Origin of the sequence: Occultella kanbiaonis (genome assembly GCF_009708215.1) — a bacterium.
GTDB classification, from domain to species: Bacteria; Actinomycetota; Actinomycetes; order Actinomycetales; family Beutenbergiaceae; genus Occultella; species Occultella kanbiaonis.
On the sequence record NZ_CP046175.1, the window covers coordinates 4,868,483 to 4,887,938 of the forward strand.

Below are 19,456 nucleotides of genomic sequence, written 5' to 3' on the forward strand. Positions count from 1 at the left end.
GGGAGTCGGTTCCGGATGCGTAGCGGGTCAGGCGCCCCAGCCGGCCTGGGTACCGCCGACGCGCTCGGCGATGATCTTCTCGCCGTACCCGGACGCGCGGTAGGCGGCGATCGGGTCGGCGGCCAGGCCCTGGTCCTCGCGCACCTGTGCGAGGAGCGGTCGGACGTCGGTGTTGTAGGCGTCCATGAGCAGGCCGTTCGCGCCGAGCACGTCGCCACTGGTCTGGGCCGCCTTGAGGGCCTCCCGGTCCACCAGCAGCGCCTTCGCGGTGGCCTCCTGGACGTTCATGACGGACCGGATCTGGGCCTGGATCTTCGGCTCAATGTTGTGGCACTGGTCGAGCATGAAGTTCACGCCGGACTCGGCGCGGAGCGCGTCGGCACCGACGATCTCGTTCATGATCCGGAACAGCTGGAACGGGTCAGCGGCGCCGACCATGAGGTCGTCGTCGGCGTAGAAGCGGGAGTTGAAGTCGAACGCGCCGAGCCGCCCGAGCCGGATCAGCTGGGCGACGATGAACTCGATGTTCGTGTTCGGGGCGTGGTGGCCGGTGTCCAGCACCACGGTGGCCCGCTCCCCCAGCGCGAGGCAGTGGACCAGCGAGGTGCCCCAGTCCGGGATGTCCATCGTGTAGAAGTACGGTTCGAAGAACTTGTACTCCAGGAGCAGCCGGTGGTGCTCGTCCAGCGCCGCGTAGATCTCGGCGAGCCCGTCGGCGAGCCGGTCCTGGCGGGCCCGGATGTCGTCCTGGCCGGGGTAGTTCGTGCCGTCCGGCAGCCACAGCTTGAGGTCCGTGGAGCCGGTCGCGCGCATCACGTCGATGCAGTCGAGGTGGTGCTTGACCGCCTTCGCCCGCACCTTGGCGTCGGGGTGGGTGAGCGAGCCGAGCATGTAGTCGTCGTCCTGGAACAGGTTCGAGTTGATCGCCCCGATGCTCACCCCGAGGTCACGGGCGTGCGTGGCGAGCGCGTCGTAGTCGTCGACGAGGTCCCACGGGATGTGCAGCGAGACGCGCGGCGCGGCGCCGGTGTAGGCGTGCACCTGCGCGACGTCGGCGATCTTCTCGTACGGGTCGCGCGGCACGCCGGCCTGGTTGAACACCTTGAACCGGGTGCCCGAGTTCCCGAACGCCCAGGAGGGCAGCTCGATGGTCTGGGCGGCGAGCGCGTCGCGCACCCCGTTGGCGGCGGTTGCCGGCGTGGTCATGTTGTGCTCCATGTCTGGTTCGGGATGATGGCGACCGGCCTTCGGCTCTGAAACGATTCACCATCTGGATTCAGACTAGAAGCGGCCGACGGCGGGTGTCAAGCGATCGCTCGGCGCCGGCCTGCCTGGGGTCACGTCGTCGAGCCGCCGACCTAGTGGGTTCACCCTCGAAACAGTCCCGAACTTCTGGCTGAGTCGAGGGTGAACCCACTAACTCGGCGCTGCACCGGGGCCTCGTTCCAGCAGCCGAGCGAGGTGTGCGACACCTGACGCCGCCCCTCGGGCGCCAGGGGGACGCAGGGTCGTCCTGGTGCTGGTGGCGTCAGTAGGTCACCGTCACCGGCCCGATCAGGCCGGACGGCAGATCGGCGCCCTCGTAGTGCACGGCCGCGCTGTTGCTGACGAGCAGTTCCAGCCGGTTCGCGCCCGCACGCAGGTGCTCGGCGCCGATCACGACGCGATACGGAGCCCACATCAGGTCCGTGACCGTGGCACCGTTGACGACCACCGTGGCCGCCTGCCCGACCTCGCCGAGGTCGAGGACGACCGCTGCCACATCGGCCGGCAGGTCCACCGAGGTCACGTACCGGTAGCTGCCCGAGAACAGCTGCAGGTCCGGGTGGTCCCGCCAGTCACCGAGGCCGAGCTCGGCAACGGGCGGGGCGGTCAGCCCGGCCGCGGGGGTGCCGGTCACGTCGCGTAGCTCGATCGTGTGGGTCGTAGCGGCCGACGCCGGCATCTGGGTCGGTAGGTCCGTCGCCTCGGTGAGCACGGCAGTCCCGCGGCGCGGCAGGTCGAGCCGGACGGCGCCGTCGGAGCGCATCCGGGCGTCCTCGCGGGCGCCGGTCAGCGGGTCCAGCCACTGCGGCCGGGCCGGTACCCGGTCCGGCGTGACCCACGCCGCGATGGCGTCCTCACCCTCGTTGAAGAACACCGAGTCGGTCGCACCCTCGCGGCGCACGGTGAGCACCCGCAGCTCCGGGGCGGGCGGCTCGATTGTGACCGCCACCCCACCGCCGGCCCGCACGTGAGCGCGGGCCCGCTCAAGGCGCGCTGCATCGAGCACGCCCTCGTACGCCTCGACCAGGCCGCCATCAGCCGCGAAGGCGGCCAACCGCCGTCGGGCATCAGGACCGGCGCCCGGCCCGAGGTCGTCGACGACGACCAGGTAGCGCTGGTCCCCGACCAGCAGCGCGCCACCGTCAAGCGTGGCACCCGCGAGCGCGTCCGGGTCGATGTAGAAGAAGTCGAGCTGGGCCCGCAGCAGCTCGCCGGCGCGACGGTCGGGCAGGTGGTCGGGGTCGGCGAGCACGGCGACGCTCGCGGTATGGGTGCCGGCGGCGACCAGGTCGGCGATCCGGCGCTGGTAGGCGACCAGGCGGGGGAAGTGCGGCCACCAGGAGTTGTGCCGGCCGAGGTCGGGCTCGCTCTCATAGGCTCTGTTGCCGCGCACGGACGCGAAGAACGCGTGCAGCACGAGTGTGGTCACCCCGCGGGACAGGTACCAGTCGAGCAGCCACTTCGCCTCGTCGAGACTGAGCCGCCAGCCGTAGGCGCCGAGCACCTCGGCCACGGCGGTCCCGTGCCCGCGCAGGTGGGCGGCACTCGCGGCACCCTTCGGGGCCGTGGACTCGGGTCCGGCCAGGGCAGTGCCGTCGCCGGGCAGGACCCACCGCCAGACGGTGTCCTGGCCGGGCCAGTCGAAGCAGGCGGCGGAGGCCAGGTCGTCACCCTCGGCGGGGTGCCCGGTGAGCGCGATCCCGTGGTCGGCGCACCAGCGCGACTGGGCGCCGTAGTACACGGTGTTCAGACGGTTCCGCAGGGCGACGTCGTAGGCGCGGCGCAGAGCCGGGTCCGTGGGGCCGTCGTCCCAGAGCGCGGGCAGTCGCCGCAGCACCTCGCTGACGTCCGCGCCGATCTCGGCCGCCACGTCGGTCTCGAAGCCGCGTGTGTAGGCGACGGCTCCCGGCGTGGGGCCGCGCCCGAGCATGGAGGCCTCGTCGGTGAACATCGCCACCACGGTGGTGCCGAGGTGGTCGGTGAGGGCGCGGGCGTAGCCCTCGTGGGTGAGGTCGATGAAGGCGGCGACGGCGTCCGGGTTGAGCAGGTCGGCCGCGGCGGGCGCGAGCGCGGAGTCGTCATCGGTGTCGGCGTAGGCGCCGCGGATGGTGCCCGCACTCGGAGCGTCGAAGATCGCGCACAGCCGCCACCTGCCGGCGGGCAGGTCGAGCGCGACCAGACCGCGCTCGTTCGGCTCGAGCAGCCGGGCGCCGGCGTCCAGCCGGTCGGGACCGGTGGCGCGAACGCCGGCATCGAGGCCGGCGCCATCCGACCGGACGAGCGGCGTCGCCACCACGGCCAGCAGCCGCTGCGCGGGTGAGCGCCCGAGGGTCGGGCGCCAATGCTCGCGGCTGGGCGCGTGTACGTCCCGGATGACCCGTTGCAGGGACCGGGCCGCGAACGCCGGATCGCGCTGCACCACGAGTCCGTTCGCCGAGCCGGACGGGTAGGACGCCTCGTCGTAGAGCATCACGGCCAGTCCCAGCCGGGCGCACTCGTCCACGGCCGCGCGGACCAGGTCGAAGAAGGCCGGGGTCAGGTAGCCGATCTCGCGGCTCAGCCCGATCCGCGCGCTGATCGTGACGCCTCGGAAACCGGCCGCGGCCAGGTCGGCCAGCTCGGCCCGGATCGCCTCGGCGTCCAGGTGGTCGTTCCAGAACAGGAACGCGTACGGGCCGGTCGGCGCGCCGCTGCCGCTGCTCTCCACCACAGACCCACTCGTCGCCGTGGATCCGCCGTCCGCCGTGGACCGGCTCTCCCCCGTTGGCCTGCTCTCCGCCATGGGTGGCGCTCCCTCGCGCTTCGGTCCGCCGGCCGGCGGATGCTTTGAATCGTTACACAACGATCCTAGGGCAACCGGTCACCGGCGGCGGGTCAGTGCGACTCGCGGCTCACCTCGCTCCCGCTGGAACCGACCAGGATGTCCAGGTCCGCACCCGAGTCGGCCTGCAGCACGTGGTCGACGTAGAGCCGCTCCCAGCCGCGGGTGGGCGCAGCGAACCCGGCCAGGGTCGCCTCGTTGGGAGTGCGGGCGGCGAGCTCGGCGGCCGGCACGTCCAGGTCGAGCCGCCGGCCCGCGACGTCGAGCACGATCACGTCCCCGGTGCGGACCAGGGCCAGCGGCCCGCCGGCCGCGGCCTCGGGCGAGACGTGCAGCACTACGGTCCCGTACGCCGTGCCGCTCATCCGGCCGTCGCAGATGCGCACCATGTCCCGCACGCCCTGCTCCACGAGCCGCTTCGGCATCGGCATGTTCGCGACCTCGGGCATGCCCGGGTAGCCCTTCGGTCCGCAGCCGCGCAGCACCAGCACACTGGAGGCGTCCACCTCGAGGCCGGGGTCGTCGATGCGCTCGTGGAAGTCCTCGATGGAGTCGAACACGACCGCCTTGCCGCGGTGCTGCAGGAGCTCGGGCGTCGCGGCGGCGGGCTTGATGATCGCGCCGGCCGGGGCGAGGTTGCCGCGCAGCACGGCGATGCCGGCCTCACCCAGGACCGGGGCCTCGCGGAGGCGGATCACCTCGGGGTCCCAGATCGGGGCGTCGCCCAGGTGGTCCACGAGTGGGGTCCCGTCGACCGTGAGCGCACTCGGGTCGAGCAGGTCGCGCACCTGTGCGAGCACGGCATGCAGCCCGCCGGCCCGGTAGAGGTCGTCCATCAGGAACCGCCCGGCCGGCTGCAGGTCCACGAGCAGTGGCACCCGGGAGCCGATCCGGTCGAAGTCGTCGAGGGTCAGGTCGATGCCGAGGCGGCCCGCGATCGCGAGCAGGTGGACGACGGCGTTGGTCGAGCCACCGATGGCGGCGAGCGTGACGATGGCGTTGTGGAAGGACGCCTTCGTCAGCACGTCGGCGGGCCCGCGATCGGCCGCGACCATCTCGACGACGAGCTTGCCGGTCGCGTGGGAGCCCTCGAGCAGACGGCTGTCCGGGGCCGGGGTCCCGGCCAGGCCGGGCAGCACCATGCCGAGCGCCTCGGCGAGCAGCCCCATCGTGGACGCGGTGCCCATCGTGTTGCAGTGCCCGCGGGAACGGATCATCGCCGACTCGGAACGCGTGAACTGCTCCGCCGGGAGCGTGCCGGCCCGGACCTCCTCCGACAGTCGCCACACGTCGGTGCCGCAGCCCAGGGCCTGGCCTGCGAACGTGCCGGTGAGCATCGGCCCGCCGGGCACCACCACGGCCGGCAGGCCCACCGACGCCGCGCCCATGAGCAGCGCCGGAATGGTCTTGTCGCAGCCGCCGAGGAGCACCACGCCGTCGATCGGGTTGCCGCGGATCATCTCCTCAATGCTCATCGCGGCCATGTTCCGCCAGAGCATCGCGGTGGGCCGCAGCTGCGTCTCGCCGAGGGACACCACCGGCATGTTCAGCGGGACCCCGCCGGCCTCGAGCACGCCGTCACGCACGCTCGAGGCCACCTCGTTCAGGTGGGAGTTGCACGGCGCCAGGTCCGAGGCGGTGTTCGCGATCGCGATGTGCGGCTTGCGGCCCTCGAACGCGTCCGCGGGCACGCCCCGGCGCATCCAGGCCCGGTGGATGTAGGCATCGCGCCCCTGCCCGGCGTACCACTGCGCACTCCGCAACTGCTCCATCACAGGCACCTTTCGGCTTCAGTGAAGGCGACCGGGACCCGGATGGGTGTACCGGGCGCGTTCCTGCCCCTCCAGGTACGAGGAGCAATCGACGACCAACTCGTTCGGGCCAAGCCTAGCCACCCGCCGCGCCCCGCCCTGACGGCCGCGACACGGCGCTCATGCGCTGTAGTACTTCGCCAGGCGCGTGAGCCCTTCGTCGATGCTCACTCGCGGCGCCCAGTCCAGCACGTCCCGGGTATGCCTCTGGTCGAACCAGTGCGCCGTCGAGAGCTGTTCGGCGAGAAACCGGGTCATCGGCGGCTCGTCAGCACCCGGCCGGATGGCCCAGACCGCCTCGACGGCGGCGCCCGCCACCCGGGCGAGCCCCGCGGGCACCCGCCACGTCGGCGGCTCGACCCCGGCTGCCAGGCACATCCCGGCGATCAGGTCCCCGATCGGGCGCGGCTCACCGTTCGTGACGACGAACGCCTGCCCGTGCCCGCGATCGGTGTGCTCGAGCGCCGCGATGATCGCCTCGGCCGCGTTGTCGACGTAGATCGTGTCGACGAGCGCGGCGCCGTGGTCCAGGAGCGGCAGCCGCCCCGCCCGCGCGCGCTCGATGATCCGGGCGACGAGCTGGGTGTCCCCCGGCCCCCAGACGAGGTGCGGACGCACGGCGGTTACCGCGAACCCGGGCGCGTCCGCCGCGAGCGCGGCGACCTCGGCGGCCGCCTTCGTGCGCGCGTAGTGCCCGCGGGCCCGCTCGGGCTGCGCCGGCCCCGCCCCCGCCCCGACGAGCGAAGCGCCCGTGTGGGCCACCGACGGTGAGGAGACCTGGACGAACCGGCTCACCCCCGCTTCGCGGGCTGCGTCGAGGAGCCCGGCGGTACCGCGGACGTTGATCCGCTCGTAGTCGGCCCGGCCACCGCTCACCGAGACCTTCGCAGCCAGGTGGACGACGGCATCCTGACCTCCTACGGCGGAGGCGATCGCGGCGAGGTCGTCGAGGGAGCCGGCGAGGTCGCGGGCGCCGTCGACGCCGGACGGGCGGCGCTGGAAGGTGGTCACCATGTAGCCGGTCTCGACGAGGAGCCGTGCGACGGTGCCGCCGAGCAGCCCGCTCGCGCCCGTCACCAGCACCCGGGGTCCACGTTGCCCATCTGAGTCATCGTGGCCACGCGCCACGCCGGAACCGCGCGGCGGGGTCGCCCGATCGGCATGATCGCGGGAGGCGGGTGGCACGTGGCCGGCCGGTGTCATGGCGCGGGCATCCGTCCGCCGGCGAGCGCGCGGCCGGCCCAGCGGGCCAGGGCCCCGCGCTTGATCTTGGCGTTGTGCCGCACGTCCGTGGGCAGTTCGGCGACGCGCAGCACCGCGGCCACCGGCACCCCGGCCGCCCGGCGGACCGCCCGGGCCAGGCCCGGGGTGGCGAGCGCGGGCGATGCGAGCGCCCGCGGGTCGAGCGACGGCTCGGTCTCGAGGACGACGACGACCTGCTGCGTTCCCCGCGGACCGACCCCGACGACAGCGGCCCGCCGCACCCCGCGCACCCGCTGCACGCGGTGCTCGACCTCGACCGGGGTGAGAATGCCCCGCGCCGTCGCGATGACGTGCGCAACGCGACCCTCGACCCACACGCGACCGTGGGCGTCGAGGTGTCCGACGTCGCCGGTGCGGTGCCAACCGGGGTGATCGGCGCCGGCGGTCTGCGTGGCCCAGAGCCGGTCGTAGGTCCTCTTCAGGTGGGGTGCGCTCACGGTGATCTCGCCGGTCACGCCCGGCTCGGTGGTCTGCGCACCGGTGGGCGCGCCGTCCGCGTCGAGCGGAACGATCCGCACCCGCACGCCCGGCACCGGCGGCCCCACGCAGGTGCCGTTCCCGGCCCCGGCCAGGCCGTCATGCACGTCACGTTCGGCCGCGCGGATGCCGTCGAGGTCGATATCCGTGACCGGTAGCACCTCGGTCATCCCGTACGGGGTGTGGGGGACGGCGTTCGGCATGACCCCACCCACCCGCGCGAGCAGTTCCGGCGCGATCGGCGCGCCGGCGGAGAGGAGGAGCTCCACGCCTGCGAGCGCCTCCCGTCGATCGGCGTCCAGATCCCCGGCCGTGGCGAGCACGTTCGTCAATGCCGACGGCGAGGTGAACACCGTCCCGGCCCCGACGGCGGCCACGGCATCGGCGAGCGCGGTCGCCGTCAGGGTGGCCGGGGCTGTGACGTCCATGTCCGGCGTGACCGAGACGGCGCCCAGCGCGGTACCGAGCAGAGCGAACGGAGCGAAGCCGGCGACGAGCTGGGAGTCCGCACCCAGTCCGTAGGTGCGCGCCAGGGTGTCCCGCATCGCGGCGAGACGCCCCTGGGTGTAGACGACGCCCTTGGCCGGGCCCGTCGAGCCCGAGGTGAAGAGGATGGCGGCGTCGTCATCCGCTGCGGGCATGGGCCCCAGGTCCGTGCCGGCGGCACGCAGCGCGGCCCCCCGCGCGATGAGCCCGGGCACGGTCGCCTCGACCCCGAGTGCGCGCCGGCGAGCGGGGGCGAGGTCCGTCACCGAGATACGGCGGCCGGGCCAGCCCAGCACCCGTGCACCCACCAACGCCCGTTCGACCCCGATGAGGTGGTCGGGGTCCGCCCCGCGGATCGCTCGGCTCATCCCCGCCCGGCCGAGGCCCTGGTCCGCCAGGACCACGACGGCCCCGATCCGCAGGCACGCGAACAGGCACGTCGTCAGGTCGACGCCCGGGGTCACGAGCAGGCTCACCCGCTGCGCGGGACGGACCCCGGCGGCGGCGAGGCCGGCGGCCAGGTCCTCGACCCGCGCGGCGAGCTCGGACCAGGTGAGCGTGTGCGTTGCCCCGCCGGCGAGGGCGACGACCGCGGGACCGGTGCGCTCGGCCTGACTCTCGAGCACCGCCGAGATCGGGACGAAGTCCCCCTCGGGTGTCACGCCGCCGCCGTCGGAGGCGCCGGCGATCGCGTCGGACGGGGCCTCGAGACGGGCGTTCAGCCAGGCCAGGACCGTGCCCGCGACGTCGGCGTCCTCGGGCAGGAGGTGCCCGGCGCCCTCGAAGCGGTGGACGTCGGCGTGCGGGAGCCGGCGCAACAGGTCGCGCAGGTACCGGGCCTGGAAGACCGGGTCACGCGGGCCCCACATGACGAGCGCCGGCACGTCGAGGGTGCGCACACCCTCGGCGATCTCGACGAGCGCGGGATGACTGGGGTGCCCGGGGCCCGCCGGGATGTCGCTGACGAAGTCGGCGATCCCCTGACGCCGGTCGGCGCTGCGATATGGAGAGCGGTAAGCGTCGCGGAGGGCGGCCGGCAGTGCCGGTGTGGCGAGGGCGAGGGTCGCGTTCAGGAACGTACTCGTCGTCCGGGTTGCCCACCCGTGCACCATGGGGTGCCCGGCCAACCGGAGGAGCGCGGGGATGCGGGTGGCGTCCTCGTGGTGCACGGCGGTGTTCGTGAGGACGACACCGGCGAGTTGCGCGCGGTGCGCGAGCGCCCAGCCCAGGGAGATGACCGCACCCCAGTCGTGGCCGACCGTGACGACCGGCCCGTCGAGCCCGAGCGTGTCGGTCAGCGCCCCGAGCTCGCGGATGCGATCGGCCAGGCGGTGGGTGCGTCCGTCCCGCTCAGAGAGCCCCATGCCCAGTTGGTCGACGGCGACGACCCGCCATCCGCCGTCGACACCGGCGGCGAGGAGGTCGCGCCACAGGTAGGACCACGTCGGGTTGCCGTGGACCGCGAGCAGCGTGCCGCGTGCCGCGCCGTCGGCGAGCTGAGACCCGTTGTCGAGCAGGTGCCACCGGGCGGTCGTCCCCTCCGGCACCGTCGACACCGTGACCCAGCGGCTCCACTGCGGATCGAGGCCGGGCATCGCTGAGAGGTTCACGGTGGGGCTTGCCACGTGGTCGGGCACCTCGTCGGGAAGTAGGGGGAGTCGGACGGGTGATTCACCACGCGAGTTCGAGCATGGCAGCGTTGAGGCCGGACCCGACGCCCATGCACAGCACCCGGTCACCGCCCACGAGCGAAGGAGCCTCAGCGGCGAGTGTCATCGGCAGCGAGGCGGGTCCGACGTTCCCCCAGTGGGAGAACGTCACGGGGACCCGGTCCGGGTCGAGGTCGATGGCTGCGATGACTGCCTCGGTGTACGGCGTGGAGATCTGGTGCGTGACGTAGCGATCCATGTCCAGCCACCCGAAGCCAGCGCCGTTGTTGGCCTCGCGCCACGCGTCGACGACGAGCGCCAGCCCTCCGGTCAGCAGGGCCTTGGTGTCGGTGAACATCCCCTCGAGCCCGCCGACGCACAGGCCGTGGTGCTCGGTGCCGGCGCGTGAGACGCCCCCGATGACGCGGTGTGCCCCGGCGTGCTCGTCCGCCCGTCCGAGGACCGCAGCCGCCGCTCCGCTGCCGAGAGTGAGGGACGCGAACTCGCGGCGATAGTCCGCACGGGTGACGTCCGGCCCGCTCAGTCGCGACAGGGTGGTCTCCTGGGTGCCTCGCGAGTCCTCGCTGTTGACGACCACGGCGTAGCGCACCTGCCCGGAGTCGATCATCGTCGACGCGAGCATCATGGCGTTGACGAATCCGAGGCAGGCGTTGACGATGTCGAAGTTGACGGCGGATGTCGGCAACCTCAACCCGTCGTGGATGCGAGCCGCCACCGATGGCTCCAGGTGGGTGCGGGTCACCGATGTGTTGATGAGCAGGCCGACCTCGGCCGGCTCGACCCCGGCCTCGGCCAGGGCCTTCGCGCCCGCCTCGATCGCCGGGTCGTCGAAGCGGGTGCCCGGCTCCCACCAGCGGCGCTCGACGACGCCGGAGATCCGCGCGAGCAGGTTGGCTGGTAGGCGCAGGCGCTTACGCGTGGGGGCGAGTCGCTCCTCGAACTCCGCGGAGGAGACCTTAACCGGCGCCTCGATGTGCGTGACCGAAAGCAGGGCGCTGTTGTGATAGCGGAAGGAGGCGTTGCCGACATGACTCACCCGCCGAATTTACATTCGGGGTGTTCCGGGCGCACACCAGGGTGCCGCCATGTGCGCGAGCTCACGAACCGGGAGGGGACCTAGGCTGGGTCCGGACCCGCTCCTGCCCCTCCGTCTCGTGGAGAGATCGACGATGTCCTCATGGCCCGCAGCCGCATCCACCACCCGCCCACACTCAGACCCGGTCCCCGGGATGCGATTGTGAGGGCGTTGGTCCTGACCGGTCCCCACGCCGCGGAGATCGCGGACGTCCCGGCGCCCCGGCCCGGCCCTGGCGAGGTCGTGGTGGACGTGAGCCGGGTGGGCGTCTGCGGCACCGACGTCGAGCTGTTCACCGGCGAGATGAGCTACCTCCACGACGGCCAGGCCGCCTACCCACTGCGGCCCGGCCACGAGTGGTGCGGCACCGTGAGCGCCGTGGGCGACGGCGTCGAGGAGGCCTGGGTGGGCCGGCGCACCACGGGCGACACGATGCTCGGCTGCGGTCACTGCCGCCGCTGCCTGGCCGGTCGGCACCACGTGTGCGCCGACCGGTACGAGATCGGCATCCGCGGCGGTTGGCACGGCGCGCTCGCCGAGCAGCTGCTGGTGCCCGCCTCCTCCCTGCACGCACTGCCGGACGCCCTGGACGACACCGCCGGGGCGATGGTCGAACCGGGCGGCAACGCCATGCGCGCCGTACGGGCGGCGAACGTGGGCGAGGGCGACCAGGTGCTCGTGGCCGGGCCCGGCACCATCGGTCTGCTCGCGGCACTCTTCGCCGAGGCCGCCGGCGCACGGGTACACCTGCTCGGACCGGACGAACAGTCCCTGGAGTTCGCCCGCTCGCTCGGCCTGACGCACGCCTGGACCGAGGCGACGCTGCCGGACGAGCCGTGGGACGCCGTCGTCGATGCGTCCACCGGTGCGAGCGTGCCGGCCCGGGCCGTCGACCTCGTCGAACCCGCCGGCCGGGTCGTCTTCATCGGGATCGCGCCGACCCCGACCCTGTTCGACAGCCGCTCGCTCGTGTTCCGCGACATCACCGCGGTGGGCATCCTCGGGGCGTCCGCGGGCCTGGCGGGCGCGATCGAGGCCTATGCGAACGGGTCGGTGGATCCGCGGCCGCTGGTGGCGGCCACCGTCCCCCTCACGGAGGCCGCTGCGGTGCTCGCCGGCGAGCGGCCGGGCGGCCGGGGACCGAAGGTCCACATCGATCCGCGACGGTGAACACCGCCGGGTGAGGCACCCCGCCGACCCATGAATCGTTACACTCGATCCTGGGCAGGGCTGCCGCGGTCACGAGTGACCCCTGAGTCCTCGACCCGACGGAGCTCAGACCAACGAGGAGAACGATGGCGGCGACCCAGCCTGGCACCGGCCGGAACGGCAAGCGCCCGAGCGTCACGGACGTGGCACGACTCGCCGGCGTGTCGGTGGGCACCGTGTCGAACGTGCTGAACCGCCCCGAGAACGTGGCCCCACCGACGCGAGCCAAGGTCGAGGCGGCGATCAAGGAACTCTCGTTCGTGCGCAACGCGTCTGCCCGCCAGCTGCGCAGCGGTGAGCTGAACACGGTCGGCGCCGTGGTGCTGGACATCGCGAACCCGTTCTTCACCGAGATGGCCCGTGGGATCGAGGACCGGCTCGCCCAGGACGAGTACACGCTGATGCTGTGCAGCTCGGACGAGAACCCCGAGCGCGAGGGCCGCTACCTGCGCCTGTTCGAGGAGCACGGCGTCCGCGGAGTGATCGCGACCCCCTCCGAGGGCAGCTTGGACATGCTCCTGGCGATGCGCGAGCGGGGCATCGACGTGGTCCTGCTCGACCACACCTCTCCGCTTCCCGATCTGCCGTCCGTCGCCGTCGACGACGTCGGCGGCGGTTCGCTGGCCACGGAGCACCTGCTCGCCCAGGGCCACACCCGGCTGGCGTTCCTGAACGGCCCGCTGACGCTGCGCCAGTGTGTGGACCGCCGCGACGGCGTGATGCAGACCCTGACCGCGCACGGCCTCGACCCGGCCACCTCGCTCGTGGAGATCGCGCTCGAGGCTCTCAACGCCGACGGCGGCGACGACGGCATGCGCCGGCTCCTCGCGGCCGACGGTCCCACCCCGACCGCCACGTTCTGCGTCAACGACGTGACGGCGCTCGGGGCGCTGCGGGCCCTGCGGGATCTGGACATCTCGGTCCCGGGTGAGATGGCCGTGGTGGGCTACGACGACGTCATGTTCGCGAACATGCTCGCCACCCCGCTCACCTCGGTGCGCCAGCCGATGTACAAGATGGGGTGGACCGCCGCGGACATGCTGCTGCGCCGCGGCTCGGAGGACCTGACCGCGGAGCAGGTCGAGTTCGAGCCGGAGCTCGTGGTGCGGGCCTCGAGCGTGCCCGCCTGAAACGTCCGCGCACTCACGCCGGTGACCGCCGCGAGGGCGACTGGCATCATCGGGTGATGGACGCCCAGCGCCGCTTCCCGGTCGCCGTCGCCACCGTGATCCTCGCCCTGACGGCCGCGGGCTGCTCCGGTCCCGCCGGACTACCGGACCGGGACCCGGACGTCACCGGAACGGTCGGGACCGAGGGGACCACCCTGGTCCTGACCGAGCCCTCCGATCCCTACTACGAGGGCATGGGTCTCCTGCGCGGCGACCCGGACATCCTCCGCGGCGACCAGCCGATCGAGGCCGCCGACCTGGTGGACTCCGAGGTCGTCGAGGTCTGGGTCGAGGGCGGGTGCGCCGAGTCCTACCCGGTGCAGTGCGAGGTGGTCGCCGTACGCGCCGTCGGGGAGTAGCCCGCCCTTTTGGGCCGCTGACCGGACCCGCTATGCTGCCTGCATGACTGGTGATGCAACGATGCTTCAAGACCCTCCTGCCGAGACGAAGGGGGTCGGAACGATCCTGCTCCGGTCCTCCTGGCAGACCATCAACATCGGGGACGTGGCCCACACGCCGGGCGCGATCACGGCGCTGCTCGGTGCCGGCGCGAGCCGGATCATCCTGTGGCCCGGCAGCCTGGGTGAACGGGAGCAGGCCATGCTCGCGGAGCGGTTCGGCGATCTCGAGTTCGCCTACGGCGACATCGGCGCCGACGGACGCCCGGACACCCCGGAACTCGCACGCGCCTTCGACGAGGCGGACCTGTTCATCCACGGCAGCGCCGCCGGCATGGGGTCGAGGCCCGGCCTGCGGGCGTGGCGCCCCTCCGGAAAGCCGTACGGATTCTTCGGCATCACCTTCGACCCGCTCGGCAACTTCATGCCCTTCCAGCTCCCCGATGCACGCCGGGTGGTCGGCGGGATCGCCCCCGGCCACCTCGACGACGAGGCCCGCGAGATCCTCGACGGCGCCGCGTTCGTGTTCTGCCGGGACACCATCTCGCTGGACTACCTGCGCGGCCAGGACGTGCACGCCGAGATCCTCGAGGCCGGCCCGGACGCCACGTTCGCGTTCGACATCCGCGACGAGGCCGGCGCCGATGCCGTGCTCGCCGACCACGGCCTGGAACCCGGCTTCCTCGTCGCCGTGCCCCGGCTGCGCTACACGCCCTACGCGCACATCCGGAACCTGCCGATCACCGCCACCGACCTCACCAAGGACGCCGTGAACGACGCGTTCACCCCGCGCGACCTGGGCGTCCTGACCGAGACCATCGCCTGGTGGGTCCGGACCACCGGCCGGCAGGTGCTCATCGCGCCCGAGATGAGCTACGCCGTCGCCCTGATCGCCGACCACTGGCCCGCGACCCTGCCGCAGGACGTGCGCGGGAAGGTCGCGATCATGGACGAGTTCTGGGACCTGCCCACGGCGACCGCCACGTACGCGCGAGCAGCCGCCGTCGTCAGCATCGAGTGCCACTCCCCCATCCTGGCCACCACGGTGGGCGTGCCCGGCACCTACCTGCGCCAGCCGACCGACACGGTCAAGGGCGCCATGTACGCGGACCTGGGCGGGTCGGACATGGTCAACGAGATCGACGACGGCGCAGCCGAGGTCATCGAGCGGCTCGCCCGGGTGGTCGCGGACCCGGCCGCCGCGCGCGGCGCCGCCGAGCGCGTGCACGCCGAGGCGCTGCGCCGGCTGTCCCGGATGGGCCGGGCGGCGGTGGCCGCGAGCCGGGTCAGCTGACCGGGCGCTCGCTCTCGGCGCGGGCCGCCCGCTGCAGCGGTGCGAGCCGGCTCAGCTGGGTCACGTGCTGTGGCCCGAGCTCATCGAGCGAGGCGACCCCGAGCAGGCGCATGGTCCGGGTGATCTCCGCCGTGAGGATGGCGATCATCCGGTCCACGCCCGCGCGGCCGCCGGCCATCAGGCCGTACAGGTAGGCGCGGCCGACGAACGTGAAGTCGGCACCGAGGGCGATCGCGGCGACGACGTCCGCCCCGCTCATGATGCCGGTGTCCAGCACGATCTCGAGGTCGTTCCCGAGCTCGCGGGCCACCTCCGGCAGCAGGTGGAACGGGATCGGGGCCCGGTCGAGCTGGCGTCCGCCGTGGTTGGACAGCACGATCCCGTCCACGCCGAGGTCCGCGACGCGCTTGGCGTCCTCGAGGGTCTGGATCCCCTTCACCACGACCTTTCCGGGCCACTGTTCGGAGACCCAGCGCAGGTCGTCGAAGTCCACGGTCGGGTCGAACATCGTGTTCAGCAGATCTGCGACGGTGCCGGACCAGCGGTCGAGGGAAGCGAACGCGAGCGGCTCGGTGGTGAGGAAGTCGATCCACCACTGCGGCCGCGGGATCGCGTTGATCACGGTCTTCGGGGTGAGGGAGGGCGGGATCGTCATGCCGTTGCGGGTGTCCCGCAGCCGGGCACCGGCGACGGGCACGTCGACGGTGACCAGGAGCGTGTCGAACCCGGCCTTCGCGGCCCGGTCCACCAGGGCCATCGACCGGTCCCGGTCCTTCCACATGTACAGCTGGAACCAGTTCCGCCCGCCGGGGTTCGCGGCGGCGACGTCCTCGATGGACGCGGTACCCATGGTCGACAGCGAGAACGGGATCCCGGCGGCGCCGGCCGCACCGGCACCGGCGATCTCGCCCTCGGTCTGCATCATCCGGGTGAAGCCGGTGGGGGCGATCCCGAACGGCAGCGCCACCGGGCCGCCGAGCACGGTCGCCGAGGTGTCCACGGCGGAGACGTCCCGCAGGATCGCCGGGTGGAACTCGATGTCCTCGAACGCCTGACGGGCACGGGCCAGCGACAGCTCCTTCTCGGCGGCGCCCTCGGTGTAGTCGAACGCGGCCTTCGGGGTGCGCCGCTTGGCGATCGTGCGCAGGTCCTCGACGTTGAGGGCGGCATCGAGGCGGCGTTTGCGACCGCTCAGTTCCGGTGCCTTGAACTGCATCAGCGGCGCGAGGTCGCGCACCTTCGGGATTCGACGCTGAACCATCGGGGGGAACTCTCCAGTCTCGTCACGCGGGGGCGGCTGTCCGCCGCCCCCGCGATGGTAGCGGACCCGACCTCCGATTGTATCGATTCAGAGTGCTGCGGCTCGATGAGGTGGCTCCATGGCGCGTCAGGTTGCCGGCCGTGCCACCGTCACCTCTCCACCTGCCGCAAACGAGCACCCGAATCAGTTTGGAGTCGGTAAAATGTTTCCGGTCGGGGCAGGCACGGTGGGATCGCCGCCCGGCCACGGTCTACAGCAACGTCGTCGAAGGGCCCACGTGAGCATCCAGTCCCAGATCCAGGCGAAGCGCGACACCCTCGCCCCGTCGATGCGCCGCGTGGCGGATGCGATCCTGGCCGACCCCGGCCTGGTCCTGGAGGAGACGATCTCCGAGCTCGCTCGTAAGTGCGCCACGTCGGAGACCACGATCGTCCGCTTCTGCAGGACGCTCGGCCTGGCCGGATACGTCCAGCTCCGGCTCGCCCTGGCGACCGAGGTCGGCCGCGAGGGTGCCCGGCGGTCCCCGACGGCGACCTACGGTTCGGACATCTCCGCCGGCAGCACGCTGGAGGAGGTCGTGGCGAGCATCGGGTTCACCGAGAACCTCGGCATCGAGGAGACCATCAACAGCCTCGACATCGCCGAGCTCGGCCGCGTGGTGGACGCCATCGACGCCGCCACCCGGATCTCGGTCTACGGCGTCAGCGCGAGCGGCTGGAGCGCCGCCGACCTGCACCGCAAGCTGTTCCGGATCGGCCGGGTGGCCTATTCGTTCGCTGACGGGCACGACGCCGTCACCTCGCTCGGCCTGATGGGTGCCGGCGACGTCGCGGTCGGCTTCTCCCACCGTGGCACGACGGCAGAGGTGGTCCGGTTCCTCGAGGCCGCCCGGGAGCGCGGGGTGACCGCGGTGGCGATCACGAACGCCGCCGGCTCCCCCGTGGCCGGAGCCGCCGATCTCGTGCTTCGGACCGCGGTCCGGGAGTCACCGTTCCGCTCCGGGGCGATGGCCTCCCGTACCGCGCAGCTGCTGATCGTGGACTGCATCTTCGTCGCGGTCGCCCAGCGTCGGATGACCGAGACGGTCGACGCGCTGCGCGACACCCACGACGCCGTCGCCCAGTTCCGTGACAACTGAGCCGTGGCCCCTGATTCCATGACCAGCCGAACCGCACACGCCGGGGCCCCGGGCGACGCGGGCGTCGAGCCGGAGCCGACCGCCGCGCTGCAGGCCCTGCTGGACTCGGCCACCCGCAGCGCCGCTGCCGGCCCGGCCCCGATCGGAGCCGCCGACCCGGTCCCGGGCACAGCCGGCGCCGACGCGTTGATCGCCCACCGCGGGCGGGTGGTCGCCCGCGCCCGGGCCGGGTACGCCGCCCTGTTCGCGGCCGACGGCGCACTGCTCCCGACGGCGCAACGGCTCCCGCTACCCGCCGATCCGGTGTTCGACGTCGCCTCCCTGACGAAGCTCCTGACCACGGTCACCGCCCTGGTCCAGGTGGACGCGGGTGTCCTCGACCTCGACCGGCCGGTGGCCGAGCACCTCCCCGAGTTCGCCGAGGACCGTGCGCACGAGCGGGTCAGCGCCCGGCAGCTGCTCACCCACACGTCCGGCCTGCCCCCGGTGCTGCGCCTGTGGGAGGTGCCCGGCACCCGCGAGGACCGTGCCCGGCACGTGCTGGGCACGGAGCTGCGCTCCGAACCCGGCTCGGCCCACGCGTACTCGTGCGTTGGCTTCATGGTGCTCGGCCTCCTCCTCGAGCGCCTGACCGGGCGGACCTTGCCCACCCTCCTGACGGAGACCGTCACCGGGCCGCTGGCGATGACGAGCACCGGCTACGACCCGCGCGGAGTGGGCGAGCGCGTGGTGCCGACCGAGTACCAGTCCGTCCCCGACCGCGGCCTGGTGTGCGGCACCGTTCATGACGAGGCCGCCTGGAGCCTGGGGGCGTCCGGGAACGCCGGGGTGTTCAGCACCGGGCCGGACCTGGTCCGGTTCGCGGCCGCCCTCGGCGCCGACGGGCCGGGGCTGCTCAGCGCAGACTCCCTGGCCCTGCTGCGCCGGGACGTGCTTCCCGCGTCCGAGCGGGACCGGGTCGGGTACGGGCAGGCGCTCGGTATGCGCCTCGGCGACGCCACGTTCATGGGCACCGACGACCCGTCGGTGATCGGGCACACCGGTTTCACCGGGACCTCGCTGGTGATCGACACCGAGGCGGACCTGATCGTGATCCTGCTGACCAACCGCGTGCACCCGGTCCGGACCGCGTTCGACGCCGGGCCGCTACGTCGCGCTGTGACCGCAACGGCCCGGGAGCACGTCGCTCAGACCTGAGCGTCCAGGACCCCGCCGAGCCGGCCGCCGGCCTCGGCGAGCAGCCGCTCCGCGGCGGTCCGGTCCAGGCCGCGCGCCACCATGATCGCGGCGACCGGGACCCGTTGACCGGAATCGGTCAGGGCCTGCGCCGCCGCTCGGGGGTCCGCGCCCGTGATGGTCGAGACCAGGCGCTCGGCCCGCGCCCGGAGCTTGACGTTGCTCACGGACAGATCGACCATCAGGTTCCCGTAGGTCTTGCCGAGCCTGATCATCACGCCGGTGGAGATCATGTTCAGGACCTGCTTCGTGGCGGAGCCCGCCTTCAGCCGGGTGGATCCGGCGAGCACCTCCGGGCCCACCTCGACCTCGATCGGCAGGTCCACGGCTGACCCGAGCTCGGATCCGGTGTTGCAGGCCAGGCCGACGGTCAGCGCGCCGGCGGCGCGCGCCGCCCGGACCCCGCCGAGCACGAACGGGGTGCGACCGCTGGCGGCGATCCCGACGACCGTGTCGATCGCGGTGACGCCGAGGTCGGCGATCTCCTGGGCGCCGAGCTCGGCACGGTCCTCCGCGCCCTCGACGGACTCGAACATGGCACCGCGCCCGCCCGCGATCACGCCGACGACCTGGCCGGGATCCGTGTGGAACGTGGGCGGACACTCCGAGGCGTCCACCACCCCCAGTCGCCCCGAGGTCCCGGCACCGAGGTAGACCAGTCGCCCACCGGACTCCATCCGGACCGCGACGGCCTCCACGACCGCAGCGACCTGCGGCAACACGGCCCGTACCGCGAGCGGCACCCCCGCCTCGGCCTCGTTCATGGCCCGCAGTACGTCCAGCGTCGGGATCGCGTCGAGCCGTCGGTACCGCTCGTCGATCTGCTCGGTCCCGAGCAGGTCGGTCCGCTCGCCCGTCGCCGGTTGGGAGTCAGCCACCATG

The 19,456-nt window shown here is 72.8% G+C and carries 14 protein-coding genes; 6 read left to right on the plus strand and 8 right to left on the minus strand.

Going from position 1 to position 19,456, the window contains the following annotated elements:
- Positions 1-27: 27 nt before the first annotated feature.
- From rhaI to GKS42_RS22380, 6 genes are all read right to left on the minus strand, one after another.
- Positions 28-1,206: an L-rhamnose isomerase gene (gene rhaI / locus GKS42_RS22355; RefSeq protein ID WP_154795829.1), complete on the minus strand. Its 1,179-nt coding sequence runs from the start codon at positions 1,204-1,206 to the stop codon at positions 28-30.
- Positions 1,207-1,528: 322 nt separating this feature from the next.
- Positions 1,529-4,048, minus strand: coding sequence for a hypothetical protein (locus GKS42_RS22360; RefSeq protein WP_154795830.1), 2,520 nt, complete (start codon positions 4,046-4,048; stop codon positions 1,529-1,531).
- Positions 4,049-4,140: 92 nt separating this feature from the next.
- Entirely contained in the window at positions 4,141-5,859 is a 1,719-nt protein-coding gene (locus GKS42_RS22365) for an IlvD/Edd family dehydratase (protein ID WP_154795831.1), read from the minus strand.
- Positions 5,860-6,018: 159 nt separating this feature from the next.
- Positions 6,019-6,981, minus strand: coding sequence for an NAD-dependent epimerase/dehydratase family protein (locus tag GKS42_RS22370; protein ID WP_232847799.1), 963 nt, complete (start codon positions 6,979-6,981; stop codon positions 6,019-6,021).
- A gap of 116 nt (positions 6,982-7,097) precedes the next feature.
- Positions 7,098-9,719, minus strand: a complete 2,622-nt coding sequence (locus GKS42_RS22375; RefSeq protein WP_154796904.1) for an alpha/beta fold hydrolase — start codon at positions 9,717-9,719, stop codon at positions 7,098-7,100.
- Between the two features lie 76 nt (positions 9,720-9,795).
- The gene (locus GKS42_RS22380; RefSeq protein WP_154795833.1) at positions 9,796-10,830 is read right to left on the minus strand and encodes a 3-oxoacyl-ACP synthase III; all 1,035 of its coding nucleotides are present in this window, start codon (positions 10,828-10,830) and stop codon (positions 9,796-9,798) included.
- Between the two features lie 201 nt (positions 10,831-11,031).
- Between GKS42_RS22380 and GKS42_RS22385 the strand changes: the two genes are divergently transcribed.
- The 4 genes from GKS42_RS22385 (at position 11,032) to GKS42_RS22400 (ending at position 14,939) form a co-directional block, all read left to right on the plus strand.
- On the plus strand, positions 11,032-12,039 hold the full coding sequence (locus GKS42_RS22385; protein WP_210769242.1) for a zinc-dependent alcohol dehydrogenase: 1,008 nt from the start codon (positions 11,032-11,034) through the stop codon (positions 12,037-12,039).
- Positions 12,040-12,164: 125 nt separating this feature from the next.
- Positions 12,165-13,208 carry a LacI family DNA-binding transcriptional regulator gene (locus tag GKS42_RS22390; protein ID WP_154795835.1) on the plus strand — a complete coding sequence of 348 codons (1,044 nt, stop codon included), beginning with the start codon at positions 12,165-12,167 and terminating at the stop codon, positions 13,206-13,208.
- 56 nt (positions 13,209-13,264) lie between these two features.
- Positions 13,265-13,606, plus strand: a complete 342-nt coding sequence (locus tag GKS42_RS22395; protein WP_154795836.1) for a hypothetical protein — start codon at positions 13,265-13,267, stop codon at positions 13,604-13,606.
- Positions 13,607-13,649: 43 nt separating this feature from the next.
- Complete coding sequence (locus GKS42_RS22400; protein WP_154795837.1) at positions 13,650-14,939, plus strand: polysaccharide pyruvyl transferase family protein; 1,290 nt, start codon at positions 13,650-13,652, stop codon at positions 14,937-14,939.
- On the opposite strand, the gene GKS42_RS22405 is transcribed toward GKS42_RS22400, so the two are convergent.
- Positions 14,932-16,200 (minus strand): alpha-hydroxy acid oxidase, encoded by a 1,269-nt coding sequence (locus tag GKS42_RS22405; protein WP_154795838.1) that lies wholly within the window; start codon positions 16,198-16,200, stop codon positions 14,932-14,934. The genes GKS42_RS22400 and GKS42_RS22405 overlap by 8 nt on opposite strands.
- Before the next feature lie 277 nt (positions 16,201-16,477).
- Here GKS42_RS22405 and GKS42_RS22410 point away from each other — a divergent pair, with 277 nt between their 5' ends.
- Both GKS42_RS22410 and GKS42_RS22415 read left to right on the plus strand, forming a co-directional pair.
- Positions 16,478-17,338 (plus strand): MurR/RpiR family transcriptional regulator, encoded by an 861-nt coding sequence (locus tag GKS42_RS22410; RefSeq protein WP_154795839.1) that lies wholly within the window; start codon positions 16,478-16,480, stop codon positions 17,336-17,338.
- Between the two features lie 18 nt (positions 17,339-17,356).
- A complete protein-coding gene (locus tag GKS42_RS22415) occupies positions 17,357-18,535 on the plus strand; it encodes a serine hydrolase domain-containing protein (protein ID WP_154795840.1) in 1,179 nt (392 codons plus the stop codon).
- Here the strand turns inward: GKS42_RS22415 and murQ are convergent.
- The gene (gene murQ / locus GKS42_RS22420; RefSeq protein WP_154795841.1) at positions 18,526-19,455 is read right to left on the minus strand and encodes an N-acetylmuramic acid 6-phosphate etherase; all 930 of its coding nucleotides are present in this window, start codon (positions 19,453-19,455) and stop codon (positions 18,526-18,528) included. The two genes, GKS42_RS22415 and murQ, sit on opposite strands and share 10 nt — an antisense overlap.
- Position 19,456 lies beyond the last annotated feature (1 nt).